The sequence below is a fragment of the Henriciella marina genome (assembly GCF_027213945.1).
Taxonomy (GTDB): Bacteria; Pseudomonadota; Alphaproteobacteria; order Caulobacterales; family Hyphomonadaceae; genus Henriciella; species Henriciella marina_A.
In genome coordinates this window covers 1,046,825-1,065,594 of sequence record NZ_JAPWGW010000001.1, presented here as the reverse complement: position 1 = coordinate 1,065,594, position 18,770 = coordinate 1,046,825, and the positions used below count along the sequence as shown (strand labels likewise).

General features: G+C 59.2%; 17 protein-coding genes. 5 read left to right on the top strand and 12 right to left on the bottom strand.

The window, feature by feature from the left end; genetic code table 11:
* Window positions 1-10: 10 nt before the first annotated feature.
* The 8 genes from O4G74_RS05415 to O4G74_RS05380 all read right to left on the bottom strand — a co-directional run bounded on the left by O4G74_RS05415 (window position 11) and on the right by O4G74_RS05380 (window position 7,842).
* Entirely contained in the window at window positions 11-1,042 is a 1,032-nt protein-coding gene (locus tag O4G74_RS05415; protein WP_269401626.1) for a type II secretion system F family protein, read from the bottom strand.
* Window positions 1,042-2,526, bottom strand: a complete 1,485-nt coding sequence (locus O4G74_RS05410) for a CpaF family protein (RefSeq protein WP_419715348.1) — start codon at window positions 2,524-2,526, stop codon at window positions 1,042-1,044. Before O4G74_RS05410 ends, O4G74_RS05415 begins: the two co-directional genes overlap by 1 nt.
* A gap of 19 nt (window positions 2,527-2,545) precedes the next feature.
* Complete coding sequence (locus O4G74_RS05405; protein ID WP_269401624.1) at window positions 2,546-3,889, bottom strand: AAA family ATPase; 1,344 nt, start codon at window positions 3,887-3,889, stop codon at window positions 2,546-2,548.
* Between the two features lie 32 nt (window positions 3,890-3,921).
* Window positions 3,922-4,626 (bottom strand): CpaD family pilus assembly protein, encoded by a 705-nt coding sequence (locus tag O4G74_RS05400; protein WP_269401623.1) that lies wholly within the window; start codon window positions 4,624-4,626, stop codon window positions 3,922-3,924.
* A gap of 11 nt (window positions 4,627-4,637) precedes the next feature.
* Window positions 4,638-6,107: a type II and III secretion system protein family protein gene (locus tag O4G74_RS05395; RefSeq protein WP_269401622.1), complete on the bottom strand. Its 1,470-nt coding sequence runs from the start codon at window positions 6,105-6,107 to the stop codon at window positions 4,638-4,640.
* Complete coding sequence (gene cpaB, locus O4G74_RS05390; RefSeq protein ID WP_269401621.1) at window positions 6,107-6,940, bottom strand: Flp pilus assembly protein CpaB; 834 nt, start codon at window positions 6,938-6,940, stop codon at window positions 6,107-6,109. Before cpaB ends, O4G74_RS05395 begins: the two co-directional genes overlap by 1 nt.
* A gap of 98 nt (window positions 6,941-7,038) precedes the next feature.
* Window positions 7,039-7,536, bottom strand: coding sequence for an A24 family peptidase (locus O4G74_RS05385; RefSeq protein ID WP_269401620.1), 498 nt, complete (start codon window positions 7,534-7,536; stop codon window positions 7,039-7,041).
* 147 nt (window positions 7,537-7,683) lie between these two features.
* Window positions 7,684-7,842, bottom strand: a complete 159-nt coding sequence (locus O4G74_RS05380; RefSeq protein WP_119378845.1) for a Flp family type IVb pilin — start codon at window positions 7,840-7,842, stop codon at window positions 7,684-7,686.
* A 252-nt stretch (window positions 7,843-8,094) separates the two neighbouring features.
* Between O4G74_RS05380 and O4G74_RS05375 the strand changes: the two genes are divergently transcribed.
* Window positions 8,095-8,535: a pilus assembly protein N-terminal domain-containing protein gene (locus tag O4G74_RS05375; RefSeq protein WP_119378846.1), complete on the top strand. Its 441-nt coding sequence runs from the start codon at window positions 8,095-8,097 to the stop codon at window positions 8,533-8,535.
* An 87-nt stretch (window positions 8,536-8,622) separates the two neighbouring features.
* Here the strand turns inward: O4G74_RS05375 and O4G74_RS05370 are convergent, their stop codons facing one another.
* The 3 genes from O4G74_RS05370 to O4G74_RS05360 all read right to left on the bottom strand — a co-directional run bounded on the left by O4G74_RS05370 (window position 8,623) and on the right by O4G74_RS05360 (window position 13,228).
* Window positions 8,623-9,591: a helix-turn-helix domain-containing protein gene (locus tag O4G74_RS05370; RefSeq protein ID WP_269401619.1), complete on the bottom strand. Its 969-nt coding sequence runs from the start codon at window positions 9,589-9,591 to the stop codon at window positions 8,623-8,625.
* A gap of 84 nt (window positions 9,592-9,675) precedes the next feature.
* On the bottom strand, window positions 9,676-11,955 hold the full coding sequence (gene ptsP / locus O4G74_RS05365; protein ID WP_269401618.1) for a phosphoenolpyruvate--protein phosphotransferase: 2,280 nt from the start codon (window positions 11,953-11,955) through the stop codon (window positions 9,676-9,678).
* 25 nt (window positions 11,956-11,980) lie between these two features.
* Window positions 11,981-13,228, bottom strand: coding sequence for an aspartate kinase (locus O4G74_RS05360; RefSeq protein WP_269401617.1), 1,248 nt, complete (start codon window positions 13,226-13,228; stop codon window positions 11,981-11,983).
* A gap of 131 nt (window positions 13,229-13,359) precedes the next feature.
* On the opposite strand from O4G74_RS05360, the gene ubiG reads away from it, so the two are divergent.
* From ubiG to mltF, 4 genes are all read left to right on the top strand, one after another.
* Window positions 13,360-14,148 (top strand): bifunctional 2-polyprenyl-6-hydroxyphenol methylase/3-demethylubiquinol 3-O-methyltransferase UbiG, encoded by a 789-nt coding sequence (gene ubiG, locus O4G74_RS05355; protein ID WP_269401616.1) that lies wholly within the window; start codon window positions 13,360-13,362, stop codon window positions 14,146-14,148.
* Entirely contained in the window at window positions 14,148-14,750 is a 603-nt protein-coding gene (locus O4G74_RS05350) for a DUF924 family protein (protein ID WP_269401615.1), read from the top strand. Before ubiG ends, O4G74_RS05350 begins: the two co-directional genes overlap by 1 nt.
* A 168-nt stretch (window positions 14,751-14,918) precedes the next feature.
* Window positions 14,919-16,118, top strand: coding sequence for a multidrug effflux MFS transporter (locus O4G74_RS05345; RefSeq protein WP_269401614.1), 1,200 nt, complete (start codon window positions 14,919-14,921; stop codon window positions 16,116-16,118).
* 156 nt (window positions 16,119-16,274) lie between these two features.
* Complete coding sequence (mltF, locus tag O4G74_RS05340; RefSeq protein WP_269401613.1) at window positions 16,275-17,657, top strand: membrane-bound lytic murein transglycosylase MltF; 1,383 nt, start codon at window positions 16,275-16,277, stop codon at window positions 17,655-17,657.
* A 29-nt stretch (window positions 17,658-17,686) separates the two neighbouring features.
* Here the strand turns inward: mltF and O4G74_RS05335 are convergent, their stop codons facing one another.
* On the bottom strand, window positions 17,687-18,766 hold the full coding sequence (locus O4G74_RS05335; RefSeq protein WP_269401612.1) for a hemolysin family protein: 1,080 nt from the start codon (window positions 18,764-18,766) through the stop codon (window positions 17,687-17,689).
* Window positions 18,767-18,770: the final 4 nt, after the last annotated feature.

Genomic DNA, 18,770 nt, shown 5'->3' with positions numbered 1-18,770 from the left:
TCCCTCCCCTCTAGATATCGAAGCTGATCATTTTGCGCATCACGGTCACGCCTGTGATCATGAGGCCCACACCCATGAACAGGATGGTGTGACCGGTCGGCTTGATGAACAGTTCCATGATGTAGCTGGGCGTTGTCATGAAGACCATGAAGCCGACGGCGAAGGGAAGACAGGCAATGATACCGGCAGATGCCTTGGCTTCCGATGACATGGCCTTGATCTTCTCGCGCATCATCTTGCGTTCGCGGATCACCTTGGAGAGGTTGCCGAGCGCTTCGGACAGGTTACCGCCCGACTTGGCCTGGATGGTCAGCACGATGACGAAGAAGTTCACCTCTGGCAGGGGGACGCGCTTGTAGAGCTGCTGGAGCGCGCGCTCGGTCGTCATGCCCATCTGGATGTTGTCGGTGAGGGTCTTGAACTCCGTGCCGAGGGGCGCCGGGCTTTCCTTGGCGATGATGCGCAGACATTCAGTCAGAGGCAGACCGGACTTCACACCGCGCACGATGATGTCGATGGCGTCAGCGAACTGAGCCGTCATCTTCTTGTAGCGACGCTTTGTCAGGAAGCCGATGATCCAGCGCGGAATACCAAGAAAGCCAGCGACCGATGCCGCGATAATCATGGCGGGGCGCGACTTGATCTCGATACCGGCTATTGGCGGCGGGCCTTCTGCGCCCGAAATAAAGGTCACAATTGCCAGAGCGACGCCGAGCACAGCCGAAAGCGCCCAAAAGGTTTCAGGTTTGATGTCGAGGCCGGCCTGGAGCAGCTTGCCCTGTATATCCTGCGGCACCAGCGATTTGCGGCGCGCTTCATCCTGCTCGCGCAGCTTGTCCAGCATCTGCTGTGTCTGGCGGCGTCGCTGAGAGGCAGCGTCCTGCTTCTGGTTTCCCTTGCCGCCCGTTTTGCCTTCCGCAAGCTGGCGTGCCCGCCGTGCCGGGTTGTCAGTGTCACCCCCGGTGAGCGCGAGGCCGATACCGGCCAGCGCCACGAAAGCGAGACCGGCAACGAGAAAGATGAGGAGATCGCCGCCGAGCATCAGGTATCCAGCGCATCGATCGCCTTGGCGAGGTCGCGCTCCATGTTGAAGTAGGACGCACGATCCCAGAACCGCGGACGGCCGATACCGGTGCCGCGGTGACGGCCTGTCACGCGGCCATCATCGTCTTCGCCTTCGACCTCGAATTTCATGATGTCCTGAAGGATGATCGTATCGCCCTCAAGGCCCATGACTTCGGTGATCTGCATGATGCGGCGCGACCCGTCGCGCAGACGCGAGGCCTGTACGACAACATCAATTGAACCGACGATCATCTCGCGGATCGTTTTGGCAGGCAGCGAAAAGCCGCCCATGGTGATCATGGATTCGACGCGGCTGAGGGCTTCGCGCGGGGTGTTGGCGTGCAGCGTGCCCATGGAGCCGTCGTGACCGGTGTTCATGGCCTGGAGAAGGTCAAATGCTTCAGGGCCACGGACCTCACCAACGATGATCCGCTCTGGGCGCATACGCAAACAGTTCTTGACGAGGTCGCGCATGGAAATTTCGCCAGACCCTTCAATGTTCGGCGGACGTGTTTCGAGGCGTACCACGTGTGGCTGCTGCAGCTGGAGTTCGGCGGAGTCTTCGCAGGTGATGACGCGTTCCGTCGGATCAATGAAACCCGTCAGACAGTTGAGCAGCGTCGTCTTACCTGAACCGGTACCGCCGGAAATGAGCACGTTACAGCGCGAGTGACCGATAATGCGGAGGATTTCCGCGCCGGCCTCCGAGATCGACCCGAATTTCACAAGATCAGCGAGACGCAGCTTGTCCTTCTTGAACTTACGAATGGTGAGCGTCGGCCCATCGATCGCCAGGGGCGGGGCGATGACGTTCACACGAGAGCCATCGAGGAGACGCGCGTCACAGATCGGCGAGCTTTCATCGACGCGGCGGCCGACCTGGCTCACGATGCGCTGACAGATGTTCATCAGCTGGGCATTGTCTCGGAAGCGGATATTGGTCCGCTCGATCTTGCCGTTGACTTCGATGTATGTCGTGTCGGCGCCGTTCACCATGATATCGGCAATGTCGTCGCGAGCCAGAAGCGGCTCAAGCGGGCCATAGCCGAGAACGTCGTTACAGATATCGTCGAGCAGGTGTTCCTGCTCGGAGATCGACATCACAACATTCTTGATACTGATGATCTCCACGACGATGTCGCGGATTTCCTCGCGCGCGCTTTCGGCATCGAGCTGGGCCAGCTGGCCGAGATCGATCGTGTCGATCAGCGCGTTGAAGATCGTCGTCTTTGTCGAGTAGTATTCTTCAGAGCGGGTATCCACGCGGTGGACACGCTCTCTTTCCATATCCGGAGGCGGCTTCAGCGCGACAGGCTTCTGGGGCGTTTTCGGTGCCCCCGACGGCGGCGGCGCCGCGGCCGGCTTCTGAGCTGGCGGCGGCGTAGCCGCAGACGGCTTCGGTGCCGGCGCCTGACTAGGCGCTGGCTTTAATGCGTTTGCTGAGCGTTTGCCGAAAGACATGGAATTTTTCTAGCGCCATTTACTTTCCGAGAAGTTTCTTGAGCAGGGACTTCTCCGGCTGGACGGTCTCGCGACCCGAGAGCATGCTGGCGAGCTCATCAATGGCGACAGCAGGTTTGGACTGCGGGTCTGCCTCAGAGATCATCTGACCCTTATTGGACGCAGTGCCGAAAAGCTGCGGGTCGAAAGGCAGGATGATTTCCGGCTCTGCCTCGATGGCGGCAGCGAAATCCTTCACTGGGATTTCGGGGCGCTTGGGTACGCCCATCATGTTGATGACGAGGCGCGGCGCGCGGTCATTCGGGCGCTGGCTTCTGAGTTTGTCGAGCATATTCTTGCCATTACGCAGCGAGGCGAGGTCAGGCTGGCAAACAAGGATGACTTCATCAGAACTGATCAGCGTGTTGTAGATCCATTGCGACCAGCCGTGCGGCAGGTCGAGAACCACGAATGGCATCAGGCGGCGCACGCCCTCGATCACGGTCGAATAAGCCGCGGCATCGATATCCATGAGCTGGCTGACCGTGGCGGGAGCAGTGAAAAGCGACAAACGGTCGGTCGCCTTTGCAAGCAGCCGCGAAATGACAGCATCATCGGCACGGTCCGGTGCCAGAAGCGCGTCGGCAACCGTCTGCGGGGTCTCATGATTGAAGTCGAGTGAGGTTGTCCCGAAGGAGAGGTCGAGATCGACGAGCGACGTATTCACCCGCGCATTTTCTGCCAGCGACCAGGCCAGATTGTGCGCGATGGTGGAAGACCCAACGCCGCCCTTCGCGCCGACAACCGAAATGGACTTGCCGACAAAGGGGGCTTCAGGGTCGGTGAAAATGTTACCGATGGAGCGGACCATCTGGACCGGCTCAATCGGAGGCACGAGATATTCGCTGACGCCGCGGGCCACGAGCTGGCGATAAAGCGGAATGTCATTCGTCGCGCCCACGACCATGACCTCGACGCCCTCATCACAGTGGCCAGCCAGCTGATCGATCTGCGAGAGCATCTCGCTGGAGGCGGCAGAGGATTCGACGATGATGAGGTTCGGGGTCGGATTGTTTGAAAGGTGTTCGATTGCAGCAGGAATGCCGCCCGGAATGATGCTTACCGATGCATTGGCCATGCGCCTGTCATTCTTCACCCGATCGATAATCGAGGAAACGCGCTTGGTTTCGCAGAACGCAAGTACAGAGATCGCGGGGATCGCCCGGTCACCGCCTTCGAAAGCCTGCAACTGGGGAATGTCGACCTGAGGGGTAAAGTCGTCCTCCTCACGGGCGCCCGTCAGCTGGCCGACAAGATCGTTTTGCCCCTCGGCGTCATCGCCAAAGTCGAACTCGTCATCGAAAAGTGCGTTTTCTCTGCTCATTGTCGTTCAGGACCTTCGATCGTCACTCAAATTCAGTTCACTGCCGTCGAAACAGCACTGGTTTCATCGTCGCCGCGTTCCGCGCCTGTTGGCTGGCCTTCCCGGAAAAGCTCAAGCTGGGCCTGACGGCGCAGGGCGTCGCCTTCGTCCAGCGGGCGATTGCCGAACAGGTCCGATGGGTCGGCGATCATCGCCGCCTGGTTGACGCGGATAGAGCAGCCGAGGGCTGGCATGTCGTTATTGCTGCGGATGTCAGAAAAACGGACCTGCGACTTTTCAGGGCAATAAGGCGCGATCGCGACATAGGATTGGTATGTCAGGATAAGCGGTGCGTCACGGCGCCCGCCTGCGTCATAGGCGCGGGCGCGCACATCATCAAAAGCGACACCTTCAGCCCATGCGATATCGCGCGCTTCCGAAACGGCTGCGACCGAATATGGGTCTGCGCCATAAGACGAAGGCACAGCGACGATGAGAACACCATGGCCGCTTCGGCGATAGTTGGAAATAAAGGCGCGAACGCGGTCTTCCTGGCCTGCGCGCAACCACGCGCTGCGGCTATCGATGGCTAGTTCCAAACGCTGACTGGTCTCGCCGACGCCGATCTCATTGCGGTCCAGCGTTGTACCGGTCTGATAGTCGGCGGGCACGAAGTTGTTCGGGCTGGTGGCGCAGGCGCCAAGCATGCTCGCGACAGCCAGCGCGCCGATCAGGCCAGAGATCTTGAGATGATGCATCTGTAGCTCTCCTATTCCTCTATGAAGCCGACGGGCGCGTTATAATTGTCCCGGCTGAGGCCCTCGCCGTCGCGGGCATAGACCGCGTTCAGCGCGCCGAAGAAGACCGACTGGGCGTCGGTCGCATTTACGTAGCCATCCGCCGGTGTGCGCAGATTGCCCTTATTGGTCGGGTCGATCAGGTATGGCGTGATGATCACGACCAGCTCGGTTTCTTCATTGAGAAAGTCGCGCGACTGGAAAAGCGCACCGAGAACCGGCAGGCGTTTCAGCCCGGGAAGCTGGTCAATTGACTGGCGCGACCGGCTCTGGATCAGGCCAGCAAGCATCATGGAGCCGCCGCTTGGCAGTTCGACCGTGCTTTCCGCACGGCGGACAGTCAGCGCCGGAATGGTCAGCGCTTCCGTGGTCACAACGTTACCGTCACCGTCGACGCCAGCGACAGACTGGCCCTGGAAGGCGCCCTGATTGGTCAGTTCGGAAACTTCGGTCGAAACCTTGAGCGAGATGCGGCCCTCAGACAGGACAACCGGGGTGAAAGCAAGGCCCACGCCATAGGGCTTGAACTCAATCGTAACGCGGCCATTATCGTCCTGGCCGACCGGAACGGGGAATTCACCGCCTGCGAGGAATTTTGCACTCTCACCCGAGATGGCGGAGATGTTCGGCTCAGCCAGCGTGCGGACGATGCCGATGCGCTCCAGCGCATCAATCCCTGCACCGATGGTCGTTTCGCGGCCATTCGCGTCGAAGGTGGAATAGCGGGGATTAAAGGTCAGGCCCCCGAGCGATGCGCCCTGCACGGCAAGACCAGTCGCAGAAGCGATGTCGAAGTTGAGGACATCCTCAAGACTGCCAATGGAGCTGCCCGCGATATCGATGCCGAGTTGTTTGACGACCGAACGCTGCATCTCGACGATGCGCACTTCGAGCATCACCTGATCCTTGGCGGCGACGCTTAGCATGTTGACCGGCTCAAACTCCTCGTCACCCGAATAGGCCTTGATGAGGCGCATGATCTGGTCGGACTGGAGGATGTTGTCGACATTGCCACTGACGACCATGTTGCCGCCAATGCTTTCAATCGCGACGCGTGCGCCCGGCACATACCGCTCTACGAGGCGCTCCAGCGCGGCCGTGTCGGCGTTCACGACAATTTCGAGGTTCAGGATCGGACGGCCGTGACGGTCGAACAGGAAAGCGTTGGTTTCACCGACTTCGATGCCGCGGAAGATCAGACGCTGGGCGGTTTGCACGACAGCGTCAGCGATGGACGGGTTGGTGATGACAACATCTGCGACCGGGCGCTCAAGCTCGATCACGGTGGACTTGTTGAGGCCAAGCCGGATGGTCTGCGAAACACTGGTTTCGCCTGGCTCCATGATGGAGACGCCGGAAATGTCCTGTGCCCCGGCCGGGACCGGAGCAGAAAGGAGCGCAAGCGAACACACGGCTCCAAGACTGCGCAAAATCGCGCTCATCAGCTTCCCCCGCTCACATTACCGTTCTTGAAGACCCGCACGCCGCTGCCCCCTGCCCCGTTGTTACCGTCGAGAAGGCTGGTATTGGCGAGCGGCACACCCTGATTTTCGTCGGCGTCCGCAACACTACGCAAGGACAGCGCGATGGAGCCAAGGCGGCTCGAATGGGCGAGAAGCTCTGCCTGGCGTGGCTCAAGCTCCAGCGTTGCAGTGGAGCCTGTCAGCGTCGGCACGCCGTCCATTTCGCCGAACATCTGGTCAATAGCGAGGACACGGGCATTGCGGATGACCGTCTTGGTGAGCGTTGTGTCACTCATACCGCGGTCGCTCATCACTTCGACGTCATAGGTCAGGATGACGTCGACGCGGTCATCGGGGAGGATGAAGCCCGCCGAGGCGGACTCAGGCGAAATTTCGACGGCGATGGCGCGCATGCCCGGCGCAAGAAGTGCGGCCATGAAGCCGGTCTCGCCTTTCATGACGATTTTCTGGTCGACGATTGGCTCACCTTCCAGAAGCGGTGTTTTCACGACGCTGCCGGAGAGCTCTTCGATGGCATCAGGCGACGTTTCCTGGATGAAGTAAGCCGCGTTCAGGGCGCGCTCTGGCCAGTCAGCCCAGCGGAAATCATCAGGGGTGAGCAGTGCGCCGGTGCGCATGCCAGCGCGAGCGACCAAAACCTTGGTGGAGGACATCTCCACTTCGCGCTCGATGACCTGTGGTTCCATCTGGACTTGCTGGACCGGCGCGCTGGACATGCCGCGCACGAGAAAAGCTGCACCGATCGCAGCAATCGCGGCAACGACCAGGATGATCAGGCGAATGGGAGACATCGGATACCTTTCCGGCTCAAACCAGCCCCGCAAGATGGAGCCCCTCAACCGTCAATTTTGCATCCACAGACTAAGGCATAGTTAACTTGCCCAAATCGCTATGCGCCCAATAGCGAAAGCAGAGGCGACTGGGGAATGGCGTAGAACGCGCCGCCCGCAATCGCGACCCCATAGGGCACGCCCGCGCCCTGCTGCATGGTTTCGTGAGCGAAGCCGGGCGCGGCGTCGGCCGGCACAAGCTTTCGGGCGACGATTACTGTGGCGGCGAGAAGTCCGCCGATCACGGCCATCGCCGTCACGAATGGCATGGCCGCCTCGGGACCGAGCCAGAGCATCACGCCCGGGATCATCTTTGCATCGCCGCCGCCGAAGACGCCGAAAGTGAAAAGAAGCACAGAGATGACGAAGGCAACCACGCCCGCAAGCAAGTGGGCGCCGACGATGTCCCAGCCCGGTGCAGAGATGATGACCGCCGGGACAAACAGGAAAGCGATAATCGCGTTGAGGCCATTCGAAATGGTCAGCGTCTCGATATCGCGGACGGCCGCGTAGACGCAAAGCAGCAGGAAGAGAATGGCAAAAAGCTCAGCAATCATAAGAGTTTGCTCCCGTCGGGATATTGCATTGCCATTTTGACTAGCGGGTAAAGTTTGACGCCCCGCTAATGAAAAGAGCCGTCCGGGCGCCCGGACGGCTCTTGATCATTCAACCAGTCTTGCTGGATGTCCCTTCGCGGGCCTGCCTTAGAGGGCGTTGGCGACCGTGTTGAAGGTGTCGGAGGTGCTGGTGCCGAGGGCCGAAACAGCGCTGATGATCGCGACGGCGATCAGGGCAGCAATGAGACCATACTCGATAGCGGTTGCACCCGACTCATTCTTGAAAAAACGTACAAGCTTTTGCATTTGGAGGCTCCATCATCATGCATTTATGACGTTCCGAATTGCATTTGTTTTTGCCGGAACATGGATGCTTCTACAGCGTGCGAATAAATATCACGTAAATCGGTCGATGAAATTTCTGAACACTTTGAACGGCTCCGTTAACCAAAGCCTGCATGCTTATAGACATGGCACCGCCCAGCTCCGTTAGGCTTCGTGAAACCTTCTAGACGGTAAGTATTATCAAAGACCGTATGCCTTACAGGAGCGTCTGCAATGAAACTGATTTCAAGGCTCGCCGCCGCCTGCCTTATGGCGGGCACGTTTACCCTGACTGCGACCGCCCAGCAGATGACTGTAGAGACCGGCACGACCAAGCCACTGCGCCTGTCGCGGGCCGCCGCGAATGTCGTAATCGGTAATCAGAACATCGCAGACGTCGCCGTCGCAGACCCGCACATGATCTTCCTGACAGGAAAGAGCTTTGGCACCACGAACCTCGTTGTTCTCGACGCCAACAACAACATCATCGTCGAAACTGATGTCGTCGTGACAACGAATGCGGCCAATCTGGTCACCATCAATCGCGGCGGAAGCTCTTTTACCTATGACTGTGCGGGTGAATGCCGGGATGCCCCGGTCCTCGGCGACAATGAAGATCACTTCTCACGCTCTCTGGACCAGGCCGAACAGTTGAAGCGCCTGACGGACAACTAGGCCGCGCGCCTTCTTCTCTCGCAGAAAAAGCGAAAGCCAGCCTCGGTTCGGGGCTGGCTTTTTCGATTTACCTTAATGGAAAACGGCCTAGCGGCTTGGGCGGCTATTGCTGGCGGAGGCCAGGGTCGGCTGGCTCTGGGCGGCCGCGACAGCCGCTGCTTCGTCGATGCTTGCAGAATAAACTGGCGCAGCAATTTCAGACAGGTTGCCAATCGGGCGGCCATCAACGCGCCACTCAAATGCAGTGCCGTCGCGTACCGTTACCGTCCAGTCGGCACCGACCCGAGGATAATAGATCTCGCCACGTGCCATCGTCCGGCTACGGAAAATCGTGCCGTCCGGGCCTCGCACCTCAATCCATTCAGGGCGAGTGGCGATGATTGAAAGCTCGGGCGCATCTATCTGCCCGGCCGTAAGCGGCGAGCGTGCGAAGAGGCTTTCCTGGGCGGTATTCACCGCGACCACGCGCTCAGCGACAGATGGTGCCGAGCGGCCCGTTACGCTGTCACCGGGGGTCATGAGAAAGGCGACGCCGACGCCAGCGGCCACCACGCAGGCCATAACGGCTGCCGGGATTGCAATACGGCTACCACGGCGCGGCTGAATTTCGGCAACCGACGAACGCGGGACCGCCGTCGCCAGCATTGGATTGTCATCCATCGGGAAGTCCGCAAGGACATTCTCCGGCGGGATACCAAGATATTTTGCGTAGCTTTTCGCCGCGATCCGTGTGCGGCTCATATCGTAGCCGGGCGGCTGGGTCGTGCGCTCCAGGCAATCGATCGCGCGCTGATTCATGTGCAGAGCGCTTGAGACGGCAGCGATGCTCAGTTCCTGGCGTTCACGTGCGGCGCGCAGGATACCACCAGCGGTAAAATTGTCGATCAGGCTGTCGCGGCCTGACGGCGCGACTGCCGCGTCCTCGATGACGGGCGTCTCATCATGATTATCAGCAGCATGGGAATCGGGATTTTCATCGCCAGTATGAACTGGTTGATCCGAAATCTGTTCGGCTTCGGAAGACGCAACTTCTGCTTTACGCTCGTCGTCGTTCATGACGCGATGATCCAATCGGTGACTGGCGGATAAATTGTGGGAACTGCATACCCCATGCCATGCAGCACTTATGGTATACGCCGCCTATCCATGATCTTTCAAGGCAATTCTGTGTATGTTCGCAATGGATAATACTTCGTTACGAAGATCAGCATTGGATTCATAAATTGCAGCGCGAAATTCAGGACCGAAGGTAGAAATATCTACGCTTCTCAACATACGCTTTACTGGACCGACCCCCGAAGCCGGCATGGAAAGCGTGTGGTAACCAAGCCCGATAAGGCAAAGTGCCTCCAGTGGATGGGAGGCTATTTCTCCGCATACAGACACTGGTAGTTGATGACGCTCGCACTCCTGACGGATCATATCGAGGAAGCGTAGCGCCGGACGGCTGATGAAATCGTACCGTTCCGAGACAGCCGGTACCATGCGGTCTGCCGCAAAGAAGAACTGCAACAGGTCATTGGTGCCAACGGAAATAAAGTCTGCCTCGGAGGCCAGCTCTCCAAGCGTGAAAGCGAGCGCAGGCGCCTCTAGCATGGCGCCTGTGCGCACTTCGCAAGGTTCCTGGAAGCCGCGCGCAGCACTCCATTCGATCTCCTCCATGAGGAGCGCCTTGGCCTCGAAGAACTCGTCGGCCTTGGTCACCATCGGGAACATGACACTAAGCGGGCCGCCATCTGCAGCCCTTACAAGCGCGCGCAACTGACGGCGAAAAAGACCCGGGCGGTCAAGCGCGAAGCGGATAGACCGCCAGCCGAGCGCCGGGTTCTCTTCTTCGCCCTTGTTCGCATTCGGCAGCATCTTGTCGCCGCCAAGGTCCAGCGTGCGGAAATGAACTGGCCGGTTCCCCGCAAAATCCAGCACTTGTCGGTAAAGACCGATCTGCGACTCCATTTTCGGCAGGGTGTCGGAAACGAGAAACTGGAATTCGGTGCGGAAGAGACCGATGCCTTCGGCGCCAGTCTTGTCCATTGCGTCCATGTCGAGGGCGAGCCCGGCATTCAGCATCAGACGGATCTCGACGCCATCGCGTGTGCGGGATGGCTGATCCTTCAGCGCCTGGAACGCCGCCTGACGCTCTGTGCGCATAAGGCGCCTTGTCTCATAGGCTGTCAGCAGGTCCTGGTCGGGACGCACATGAAGCATGCCCTGTTCAGCGTCGACGATGACCTGATCGCCTTGCGCGACCGCATTGCTCAACCCCGCAACCCCGCCAAGGGTTGGAATGCCGAGCGCCCGGGCAACGATCGCTGCGTGGCTGGAGGGGGCGACCTCCTCGAGGATGATCGCCGCAAGGCCGGAATTGCGATATTCAAGCAGCTCAGCGGGGCCGAGCCGCCGTGCGATCAGCACTTCGCTCGCCGCGTCAACTTCGTTTCCTTCACCGCTTGCGGCAGAGCCGTCACTGCCGGCCAGGACGCGTAGCAGCCTGTTGTCGAGATCTTCGAGGTCATGCAGACGTTCGCGCAGATACGGGTCTGCCGCATTCTCCAGCTTCACCCTGTGCTCACGGCGTGAGCGGTCAACGGCAGCCTCCGCCGAAAGACCGGAGCGTACCGTCTCTTCCAGACGTGCGGCCCACATCGGGTCGCTGGCGAGCATCTTGTAGGCTTCGAGGACCTCCCGCGGTTCGCCGAAGATGGCGCTCACATCATTGGTGAGCATCTTGTCCAGCGAAGTCCGCAACTGGCGAAGCGCAGCACCCAACCGGCGCGCTTCGGCATCAGGGTCATCGGCGAAATAACGCGCCGGTGAGACGATCGGGTCGTGAAGCTTCGCGGTACCAAGGCCGAGACCTTCACCCAGGATGCGGCCCTTGAGGGTTATAGGACGGCTTTCACGCGGATCGGTCGTGGAAGGCTGTGTCGGCACATCGGAGGCAACGACCTCTGCCAGAACCATGGCAATGGTCTGCAGGCTGTCGACTTCGTCTTCATCGTAAAGCCGCTCTGTCCGGTTCTGCACCGTGAGGACGCCGATGACGCGGCCACCGCGAAGGATCGGCACACCCAGAAAGGCGTGGTAGGGGTCCTCCCCGGTTTCCGGGCGGTAGGAGAAAGCCGGATGGCGCGGAGCGTCCTGAATGGAAAGCGGTTCGCCTGACAGCGCGATCTGACCGACGAGACCTTCATCAAAGGCCATGCGGGTCTGATGAACTGCGGTCGCGGCCAGACCTTCGGTTGCGACCAGCTCAAGTTCGTCCGTATCGGTGCGCTTATAGATGGAGCAAACGTCAGCCACCATCGTGCCCGCAATAAGGGTCACCACTTTCTGCAGGCGGGTGTGAGCCTCCATGTCGCCCGCCATGACGTCACGCAGGCGATTGATCAGAAGTCGAGGGACCGAAAAACTTTGGGGCATGACAAGCCGCTCTTGGCTTGCTCAGCTACGTAGCGTCAAGCCCAAAGGCAGTGTGAAGTGCACGTACTGCGAGTTCGGTGTAGGCCGCATCGATGAGGACCGAAATCTTGATTTCGGAGGTGGAGATCACGTCGATATTGATCCCCTTCCTGTAGAGGGCATCGAACATTGTGCCGGCAACACCGGTATGGCTTTTCATGCCGACACCGATCACGGAAACCTTTGCGACATCGCGTGACACGCTGAGCGATTCAAAACCAATGTCTGCCTTGGATTCGAGCAGGATTTTTTCAGCATTTTCGCTGTCGGCGCTGGTACAGGTGAAAACCATGTTGGCGCGTTCCGGGCCACGGGCATTCGCCTGCACGATCATGTCCACATTGACGCCTGCGTCTGCCAGCATGGAGAAGATACGGGCCGATACGCCCGGTTTGTCCTCTACGCCATAAAGAGTGACCTTGGCTTCATCGCGCGAATAGGTGACGCCATTGACGATCTGTTTTTCCACGATTTCATCCTCACTGCAGACATAGGTGCCTGGATTGTCTTCCCCGGGCTGCGCGAAGCTGGACAGCACACGCACGCGGACCTGGTGGTTCATGGCAAGCTCAACCGAGCGGGTCTGGAGGACCTTTGCGCCCAGCGATGCCATTTCGAGCATCTCTTCATAGGAAATCTTGTCGAGACGACGCGCTTGCGGGACGATGCGCGGGTCGGTCGTGTAGACCCCGTCCACATCGGTGTAGATGTCACAGCTCTCCGCCCCGAGTGCAGCGGCCACGGCTACAGCGCTGGTGTCAGAGCCGCCCCGGCCAAGTGTCGAGACACGGCCCTCATCGGTCACGCCCTGAAAGCCCGCGATCACGGCGATTTCGCCACCGTCGACGGCGTCGAGCAGGCCTGAATTCTCAAAGCCCATGATCCGCGCCTTGCCATGCGCAGAGCTCGTTTTCATGGCAAGCTGCCAGCCGAGCCAGCTGCGCGCCTTGAGGCCGCGCTTGCGAAGGGCAAGGGCCAGAAGCCCACTGGTTACCTGCTCACCGGAGGAGACCACGACGTCATATTCGTCATCAAAGGAGGGGCCGCTGAGATTGTCACCAGCAGCGCCGCGCGCGAACCCGACGAGCTTGTTTGTCTCACCGGCCATGGCCGAAACGATCACGGCGAGCTTCTCGCCCTGGCTTGCTCGCCAGGACACAAGATCCGCGACATGTGCGATCCGATCAAGATCGCCCACAGACGTACCGCCAAATTTCAGAACCGTGCGCTGCATTGCCTCGCCGCCTCTCCCTCCCAAATAGAGATAAGACCGATCATATGATCGGGGTCATCAGGATATCCCGGATGTCCCGCGCGCAGCTTTAGTCGTGTCAGGATGCGAGCGCAAACAGGATTGCTAAAGAGATGGATGAATTCTCAGAAAATACCGCAGCGGCACCCCGCCAGCCGAGCATCGACGCCGACGAGGTTGCGAAGTTTTCGGCCATGGCCGCAGAATGGTGGGACCCGAAGGGCAAGTTCAAACCACTGCACAAGTTCAACCCGGTGCGCCTTGGCTTCATCCGCGACACGGCCTGCAGCCATTTCGGACTGGATGAGACGGCGCGCAAGCCGCTTGAAGGGCTACGCGTGCTCGACATTGGTTGTGGCGGAGGTCTCGTCAGTGAGCCGATGGCACGTCTTGGGGCAAGCGTCACGGGCGTCGATGCGAGCGAGGCCAACATCAAGACCGCGCTGACCCATGCGCGCGAAGGCGGCCTCGAGATCGATTTTCGCGCAGGCACGGCAGAAGGCTTGCTGGAGGCGGGCGTTGAGCCATTCGACATTGTTCTGAACCTCGAGGTCGTCGAGCATGTCGCCGACCCCGCACAATTCATGAAGGACACGGCCGCCCTGCTGCGTCCGGGTGGACTGATGATTGCCGCGACGCTGAACCGGACCCCGAAAGCGTTTGCGCTGGCCATTGTCGGCGCTGAATACGTGCTGCGCTGGCTGCCGCCCGGCACGCATGAGTTTTCCAAGTTCCTGACGCCGGCAGAGGTCGCCGCACCCCTGCAAATGGCGGGGCTTGAAACGGACCGCCCACAGGGTGTGTCCTACAACCCCGTTTCAGACAGTTGGCGGCTTTCGAATGACACGAAGGTCAACTACATGCTCGTCGCGCGGCGCCCTGTATCGCCCGGAGGCGGTTAATGATTACACCTGAAGATGTCCTGTCCTACTGGATCGGCGATACGGCCACGTCGACCGGGCAGCTGAAGGAAAAGAACAAGCTCTGGTTCACCAAGAGCTTCGAGACGGACGAGGAAATCGCCCGGCGCTTTACCGATGTGATTGGCGCACTGGCCGCTGGCCTCGCGGCGGACTGGGCAAACCGTGGCGCACGGGGTCGTCTGGCCGCGATCATTGCCTTGGACCAGTTCAGCCGGAACATCTTTCGTGGTCACCGCTACAGCTTCATGCACGATCCACTCAGCCGTCACCTGATGCAGGTGGGGCTGGATCTCGGTCAGGACCGCACCCTTTCAGAAACCGAGCGTGTCTTTTTCTACCTGCCTGCCGAGCATTCAGAGAAGATGGCCGACCAGAACCTCTCGGTCTCGCTGTTCGAAAAACTCAGCGAAGATGCCCGTGCGGACTATAAAGAGTTCTGCAAGACCACCCTCGATTATGCTCACAAGCACCGTGAGGTCATCGAGCGGTTCGGGCGTTTTCCACACCGGAATGAGTTGCTGCAACGCACCTCAACTCCTGCTGAAGAAAAGTATCTCGCCCAGCCGGGCGCAGGGTTCTAGGCCCCGGGGCGGTCCCCCTCTCGTTAAGTCAGACTTGCAGCTATGCGCGAGCAGTGGTTGCAATTGAAAGCAGGCGGGCCAGATAGCCGTGCTGGACGATGGACGAGTGGCCCGATGCAGAGTGAAACCGTAAAAACAATCGCGCCGGCCGTCCGCCCTGCCCTTCCAATGCCACTCTGGGAATTCGTCGGCATGATCGCCGCGATGATGGCCCTGAATGCGCTGGCCATTGATACGATGCTGCCAGCGCTGCACGACATCGCGCAGTCCTATGGCTTGCAGGAGGCCAATGACCAGCAGCTGGTGATTTTTGCCTATGTGCTCGGCTTCGGGGCGCCACAGCTGGTGTTCGGGCCAATCTCTGACAGCGTCGGGCGCAAGAAGATCGTGCTTGGCTGCATCGCCTTTTACACGATCACGGGATTTGCCTGCATGGCCGCAACGAGCTTCTCAATGCTGCTTGCGATACGCTTCCTTCAGGGGATTGCGGCATCCGGCATTCGGGTCATTGCTGTCTCGGTCGTAAGGGACCTGATGGGCGGCCGCGCCATGGCGCGCCTCATGTCGCTGGTCATGACCGTTTTCATGGTCGTGCCGATCCTCGCCCCATCGCTTGGTCAGGGCGTCATGCTGTTCGCCCCCTGGCAGTGGACGTTTGGGGTACTCGGCATTGCAGGCCTGTTGATGATGGTCTGGATTACACTGCGTCTTCCAGAAACACTGCCATCGGAAGATCGCCCACCCCTCAATCTCGGCGGCTCATTCCGGGCCTACAAGCAGGTACTCACGACGCGCGTAACGCTCGGTTATATGTGCGCGAGCGGCGTTATCTTTGGTGCGCTGTTTTCGTACGTCGCCTCCTCTGAGCAGGTTTTCCGCGACGTGTTTAACAAGGGAGAAACCTTCGTGCTCTGGTTCGCCGGGATCGCGGGTGCGCTCTCGATTGCGAACTTCATGAACTCCCGCATCGTCGAGCGGATCGGCATGCGCCGGGTCAGCCATACAGTTCTGCTCGGCTTTATCGTGCTGGCGATCATCAATACCCTTGCCCTCATCCAGTTTGGCGAGCGTCTCATCATATTCTATCCGCTATTCGCGCTGACCTTTGCCTGCTTCGGTCTCATCGGTGCAAACTTTTCTGCGCTTGCGATGGAGCCTCTGGGCAAGATTGCCGGAACGGGCAGCGCCGCCTATGGCTTCATGACAACCACTGTGGCGAGCTTTTTCGGCTGGCTGGTGGCGAGCCGCTTTAACGGATCCGTCGTGCCGATCCTTGAAGGCTATGTCGGGCTTGGCCTCGGCTGCCTGCTGATCGTCCTGTTCACCGAAAAGGGGCGACTGTTCGGTAGCCGCGATGAGCCAGACTGACATCAACGGCTTCCAAAGGTCTGCAAAATTGGGACGCATTTACAAATATTCGTCCCGCTAGAGTCCGTCAGGCACGCGGTGGTTGCAGGATTTTCGCTAAAAGAAAGAATCTCGGCGAAAATTTGAACTCACGTCCTGCTCACCTATTGTGTGAGTATGCATGAGAAAGTTCGCATTAGCTTTATAGCTGGCGCGACGATCCTGGCGGGACTTAGCACAACGAGATGTAATTCTGCGCCAGAGACGACCAATGTCGTAGAGGCTGGGTCTGTCGAAACCATCAAGGAAGATGGTGATCTGATCGTTTTGACGCTCGAAGGCCCCACCACGTTCAGCGTTTCGAGCGCTGGCGCGATCGGCTATGAAGCCGACCTCGTAAAAGCCTTTGCCGAAGATCTTGGCGTCACGCCACGTTTCATCCAGATGGACAGTATCGAGGAGATCGCCGACGCCATGGAAGATGGCCGCGCGCATCTGGCGGCTGCAAATCTCACGATTACGGACACACGCAAGGAACGCCTGTCTTTTGGACCGGCCTATCGCAATGTCGAAGAAAGCGTTGTCTGTCATCAAAGCGGCCCCGCGCCGAAGACGGTAGAGGCTTTATCGAAGGTCAGCCTATCGGTTGTGGAAGGTTCCACCTATGCTGAAACGCTCGAAGGGTTGAGCGCCGATTACCCTTCCCTGTCGTTTGAGACAGAAATTGCCGGTTCGGCTCTGCCTTTGTTGCGCGACGTTGCAGAGCAGCGGCTCGATTGCACCATTGCGGATTCCCACCTGGCTGAATATGCGCGCCGTCTTTACCCTGACCTCGTCGTACCCATGACCGTTAGCGAGGCCCGTCCATTAGGCTGGGTCTATAATTCGGAGATCACCGGCATGGACCAAGCCCTAGCGGGCTGGTTCATGGAAGCGCACGCTAGCGGATATCTCGAAGAACTCGATGAACACTGGTTCGGCCACCTGGATGAGTTCGACTATGTCGAAGTGCTGCGCTTCGTCGAACGGGTTGAGGAAAGGCTGCCGCTCTACAGGACCTATTTCGAAGCTGCTGCAGAGGAAAAACCTTTCGACTGGCTGCTTCTTGCGGCGCAGGCCTACCAGGAGTCGCACTGGGATCCGGACGCGGTAAGCCCGACGGGGGTTCGCGGAATCATGATGCTGACGCGGCCGACTGCCAAGGAAGTCGGCATCCAGGACAGGACCGACCCCGCTCAAAGTGTTGATGGCGGCGCACGTTATTTAGCGCGCCTCTATAATAGGCTGCCTGACGCCATTCAGGGCGAAGAACGGCTTTGGTTCGCGCTAGCCGCCTATAATGTCGGGATGGGGCACGTCTACGATGCGCGCACGCTCGCGCGCCGACAGGGTCTCGACCCCAATCGCTGGGAGGCGATGGAACGTACCCTGCCCCTGCTTACACGACCAAAATACTATAGCTCCGTGAAATATGGCTATGCGCGCGGCTATGAGCCAGTTCGCTATGTCGAGCGCATCCGCGACTACTACAATATGCTTCGCGCCAACGTACCGGTCTGATCGACCGGGGCGCCATGGGCTGTTCTCGTTCAGTTTGTTTTTCTGGACGTATCGTCGATCAGGTCGGCATTGATACCCATTGAGCCCATGCGCTCTTTCCAGCGCTGGCGGGCAAGTTTCTGCATGTCTTCGACGACATCCTGCTCATCTATGATCTCAAGACCGAGCAAGGTCTCCACCACGTCCTCCAGCGTCACGAGACCGAGGACGGTCCCAAATTCGTCAACGACGACGGCGATATGACTCTTGTCTTCCATCAGAAGACCGAAAGTGGCCGAGGCTGTCTTGCTGTCAGGAATGGTCAGGATATCGCGTTTGAACGTACCCAGCGTGGAATCGAATTCATCGCGGGCTTGTGCAACCAGCAAATCGTTCTTCAGCACATAGCCGGTCATGTCATCATTTTCGCCAGTTGAGACGAGAATGCGCGAAAATGGCTTGTCCGAGTGCTTCTGAAAGAACTCATCGACATTCATTGTGGCCGGGACTGAGAAAATGACGGGGCGCGGGGTCATGATGTCCCGCACCGAGAGACGGTTCAGCTTCATCACATTGGAGAGGATGCGATGCTCGCGCGCATTGATCGCACCTTCTTCGGCGCCGATGCGGGCCATGGCCTGAAGCTCGTCACGACTGAAGGTCGGCTGACCATGTGCGCCAGCCGAAACAAGCTTGGTCAGCTGTTCGAAGATGATGACGAAGGGCGTCAGGATGATTGTGAGCCACCAGATCAGCGTGCCCATGAAAGGTGCGAGCTTCTGCCAGTAGGCGGCGCCGATCGATTTCGGAATGATCTCTGAAAACACCAGAATAAGCAGGGTGAGCACGCCCGACGTCACACCGAGATAGGCATTGCCAAAGACGACAGCGGACTGTGCCCCTACGCCCGCTGCACCGACCGTATGCGCAATCGTGTTAGCGGTCAGGATTGCCGCCAGCGGCCGGTCGATCCGGTTGCGCAGCTTGGCGAGCACCTTGCCGCCCGGCTTCTTCTGCTGCTCCAGTGTTGCGATGTAAGACGGCCGGACTGAGAGAAGGACGGCTTCGGCAACCGAACAGAAGAACGATACGCCGATCGCAATCGCGAGATAAACAAGAAGTAGGGTCATGATG

Bases quoted from the DNA above. Each gene is read 5' to 3' on its own strand.
- O4G74_RS05415 (WP_269401626.1), bottom strand. From the start codon at position 1,042: ATGCTCGGCGGCGATCTCCTCATCTTTCTCGTTGCCGGTCTCGCTTTC.
- O4G74_RS05410 (WP_419715348.1), bottom strand. From the start codon at position 2,526: ATGTCTTTCGGCAAACGCTCAGCAAACGCATTAAAGCCAGCGCCTAGT.
- O4G74_RS05405 (WP_269401624.1), bottom strand. From the start codon at position 3,889: ATGAGCAGAGAAAACGCACTTTTCGATGACGAGTTCGACTTTGGCGAT.
- O4G74_RS05400 (WP_269401623.1), bottom strand. From the start codon at position 4,626: ATGCATCATCTCAAGATCTCTGGCCTGATCGGCGCGCTGGCTGTCGCG.
- O4G74_RS05395 (WP_269401622.1), bottom strand. From the start codon at position 6,107: ATGAGCGCGATTTTGCGCAGTCTTGGAGCCGTGTGTTCGCTTGCGCTC.
- cpaB (WP_269401621.1), bottom strand. From the start codon at position 6,940: ATGTCTCCCATTCGCCTGATCATCCTGGTCGTTGCCGCGATTGCTGCG.
- O4G74_RS05385 (WP_269401620.1), bottom strand. From the start codon at position 7,536: ATGATTGCTGAGCTTTTTGCCATTCTCTTCCTGCTGCTTTGCGTCTAC.
- O4G74_RS05380 (WP_119378845.1), bottom strand. From the start codon at position 7,842: ATGCAAAAGCTTGTACGTTTTTTCAAGAATGAGTCGGGTGCAACCGCT.
- O4G74_RS05375 (WP_119378846.1), top strand. From the start codon at position 8,095: ATGAAACTGATTTCAAGGCTCGCCGCCGCCTGCCTTATGGCGGGCACG.
- O4G74_RS05370 (WP_269401619.1), bottom strand. From the start codon at position 9,591: ATGAACGACGACGAGCGTAAAGCAGAAGTTGCGTCTTCCGAAGCCGAA.
- ptsP (WP_269401618.1), bottom strand. From the start codon at position 11,955: ATGCCCCAAAGTTTTTCGGTCCCTCGACTTCTGATCAATCGCCTGCGT.
- O4G74_RS05360 (WP_269401617.1), bottom strand. From the start codon at position 13,228: ATGCAGCGCACGGTTCTGAAATTTGGCGGTACGTCTGTGGGCGATCTT.
- ubiG (WP_269401616.1), top strand. From the start codon at position 13,360: ATGGATGAATTCTCAGAAAATACCGCAGCGGCACCCCGCCAGCCGAGC.
- O4G74_RS05350 (WP_269401615.1), top strand. From the start codon at position 14,148: ATGATTACACCTGAAGATGTCCTGTCCTACTGGATCGGCGATACGGCC.
- O4G74_RS05345 (WP_269401614.1), top strand. From the start codon at position 14,919: ATGCCACTCTGGGAATTCGTCGGCATGATCGCCGCGATGATGGCCCTG.
- mltF (WP_269401613.1), top strand. From the start codon at position 16,275: ATGCATGAGAAAGTTCGCATTAGCTTTATAGCTGGCGCGACGATCCTG.
- O4G74_RS05335 (WP_269401612.1), bottom strand. From the start codon at position 18,766: ATGACCCTACTTCTTGTTTATCTCGCGATTGCGATCGGCGTATCGTTC.